Annotated in this window: 2 protein-coding genes; both read left to right on the top strand. The window is 60.3% G+C overall.

Translation table 11 applies throughout. The features are described from left to right. Positions 1-120: 120 nt before the first annotated feature. Positions 121-1,146 (top strand): IS110 family transposase, encoded by a 1,026-nt coding sequence (locus AB4Y43_RS40225; RefSeq protein ID WP_368688902.1) that lies wholly within the window; start codon positions 121-123, stop codon positions 1,144-1,146. A 374-nt stretch (positions 1,147-1,520) separates the two neighbouring features. Beyond that, a complete protein-coding gene (locus AB4Y43_RS40220; RefSeq protein WP_368730272.1) occupies positions 1,521-2,795 on the top strand; it encodes an IS256 family transposase in 1,275 nt (424 codons plus the stop codon). Positions 2,796-2,838: the final 43 nt, after the last annotated feature.

Below are 2,838 nucleotides of genomic sequence, written 5' to 3'. Positions count from 1 at the left end.
CGGACCTATCCGAATGAAAGGGACTTCCCCGTCCCGAGGCTGCGGCGGAAGCCGCGAGTCGGCATCGAAGTGCCATGATGGAGTGTCGAACTACATCAACGCCAACAGGAGGGGAAGTCCATGCCAATTGTCACCGTCGGGATCGATCTTGCCAAGAACGTGTTTGCCGTCCACGGCGTGGATGACGCCGGCAAAGCGGTGCTCATCAAACCTCGTGTATCTCGCGACCAGCTGAGTGCATTGATCGCCCAATTGCCGCCGTGCGTAATCGGTATGGAAGCGTGCTCGGGAGCACACTACTGGGCACGCGTGTTCCAGAAGTGCGGCCATACAGCGAGATTGATGGCGCCAAAGCTGGTCGCTCCCTACCGGATGTCCGGCAAGCGCGGCAAAAACGACGCGGCTGATGCGGCCGCTATTTGCGAGGCGGTGACGCGACCCAGCATGCGTTTTGTGCCGCTCAAGGACGAGCATCAGCAGGCTACGCTTTGCCTGCATCGGACGCGACAGGGATTTGTCGAGGAAAGAACAGCGACCTACAACCGGTTGCGTGGCCTGCTCTCGGAGTTCGGAGTGGTTCTACCGCAGAGCCCGGAAAAGCTACGGCTAGACATCGCGACTCACCTTGACTCGTTGCCCGGCTGGGCGCGGCGGTGCATCAGCGATTTGCTCGAGCATGCTGGCGACATCGAGGACCGGCTGGGCGAATATGACCGCGCGATTGGCGAGATTGCCCGGGAAGATGAGCGCAGCAAGCGGCTGATGCAATTACGTGGCATCGGTCCAACCACGGCCAGCGCTTTGCTGGCCAGCATTGGTGCCGGGCATGACTTCCGGAATGGCCGACAGGTCGCGGCGTGGCTTGGGTTGACACCAGGACAGCACAGCAGTGGCGGCAAAGCCCGGCTGGGCAGCATCACGAAAACAGGCGACGCGTATCTGCGTAGTCTGCTGGTCCTGGGAGCTCGTGCCGTGATGGCCAACCTGGGCGACAAGCAAGACCGGTTCAGCAGGTGGGCCAGGAACCTGGTGGAGCGCCGCGGTTACTGGCGGGCAGCAGTCGCCATCGCAGCCAAGAATGCGCGGATGGCCTGGGCAGTTCTGAAGTACGGCGGCGACTTCAGGCGCGAGCCAGTGGCAGCGTGACGTGCGGAGCTAATCTGCCAACAACTAACACGAACACCACGATAGTACACATGACTGGATAAAAGATCACTTTGCACTGCCAGCGGTGATGTGAAGCGGGTTGGACCCGCGCGGGGCGTACCTGGACAAAATACAGGGAGCTCAATCCCGATATCCGAACGAGGTCCTCGCGCGCGTCTTTCATCAGGGTCCGGACCATTGGTCCAATATGACCGTTTGTAGCATTGCAGTCCTTCACCTTCTCACTTACACCAGCGAAGCAGCGCAGTACGTAAAGACATCAAAGCAACGTTGGGTTTGCAACCGACGGGGAGCCCTTGTAGCCATTTTGTGGGCGAGGCATATCATGAGAGGTAAAAATCATGGATATGCCGATGGACAAGAAACAGAAACGACGCACTGTCGCTTCGCAGGCAGCGGCCCGAGGGCCGCTGCCTGCCTTGCCTGAAGGGCTGCTGGACGAACTGGTCAAGGGGCCGATGACACCCGCGCAGGTCAAGGACCTGATGCTCGCCTTCAACAAGGCCGTCATTGAACGCGCGATGGGCGCCGAAATGAAGCTGCATCTGGGGTATCCATCCGGCGATCCCAGGCCGGATGGCCAGACCAACGAGCGTAACGGTGCCAGTGGCAAAACCATCATCACGGACCACGGTCCACTCAGGGTCGATCTGCCACGTGACCGTGACGGCAGTTTCGAGCCGATACTGATTCCCAAACACGAACGCCGCTTTACCGGCTTTGATGAGGGCATCATCGCCATGTACGCGCGGGGCATGAGCGTACGCGAAATCCAGGCGTTTCTGGCCGAAAGCTACGGAACGCAGGTGTCGCCCGACTTCATCAGCTCGGTCACCGACGAGGTGATGGCCGAGACACTCGCCTGGCAAAACCGACCGCTCGAACCGATGTATCCGGTCGTATTCTTTGATGCGCTTCGCGTAAAGATCCGCAGCGACGGCGTGGTGAGCAACCAGGCCGTGTATCTCGCGCTGGGCATTCAGGCCGACGGCCAGCGTGACGTACTGGGCTTGTGGATCGAGCACACCGAAGGCGCGAAGTTCTGGCTCAAGGTCTTCAATGAACTCAAGACGCGCGGCTGCCAGGACATCCTGATCGCCGTGGTCGATGGCCTCAAGGGGCTCGCCGATGCGATTGGCACGGCCTACCCGCGCACCGCCGTGCAGACCTGCATCGTGCATCTGATACGCAACAGCCTGGAATACGCGAGTTACAAGGACCGGAAGGCTATCGCCGCGGCGCTGCGCCCGATCTACACGGCCGCAAGCGGGCAGGCCGCGCAGCAGGCGCTTGAGGCATTCGCTGCAGGCCCATGGGGCACCCGATATCCGACCATTGTGCAATCCTGGCGGCGTGCGTGGGAGAACGTCACGCCGTTCTTCGTGTTTCCACCAGAAATACGCCGGGTCATCTACACGACGAACGCCATCGAGAGCCTGAACATGCAGTTGCGCAAGATCATCAAGACGCGCGGGCACTTCCCCAATGACGAAGCGGCCATCAAGCTGCTGTGGCTGGCATTACGAAACGTGCTTGCAAAGTCCGTGCGCCATGCCTATGACTGGAAATCTGCGATGAACCAGTTTGCCATCCTGTTTGGCGAGCGGTTTACGCGGGCGCGCGGGTAACGTTTTTTTTAACCGCCTCGCCCACAAAAATGCGGACAGGTTC

The sequence above is a fragment of the Paraburkholderia sp. BR10872 genome, from assembly GCF_040965835.1.
Taxonomy (GTDB): domain Bacteria; phylum Pseudomonadota; class Gammaproteobacteria; order Burkholderiales; family Burkholderiaceae; genus Paraburkholderia; species Paraburkholderia nodosa_A.
Note: the sequence above shows the minus strand (reverse complement) of the source record. Positions and strands in the feature narration are given on the sequence as shown.

Coding starts and splice junctions, on each gene's coding strand:
- AB4Y43_RS40225 (WP_368688902.1), top strand. CDS start 121: ATGCCAATTGTCACCGTCGGGATCGATCTTGCCAAGAACGTGTTTGCC.
- AB4Y43_RS40220 (WP_368730272.1), top strand. CDS start 1,521: ATGGACAAGAAACAGAAACGACGCACTGTCGCTTCGCAGGCAGCGGCC.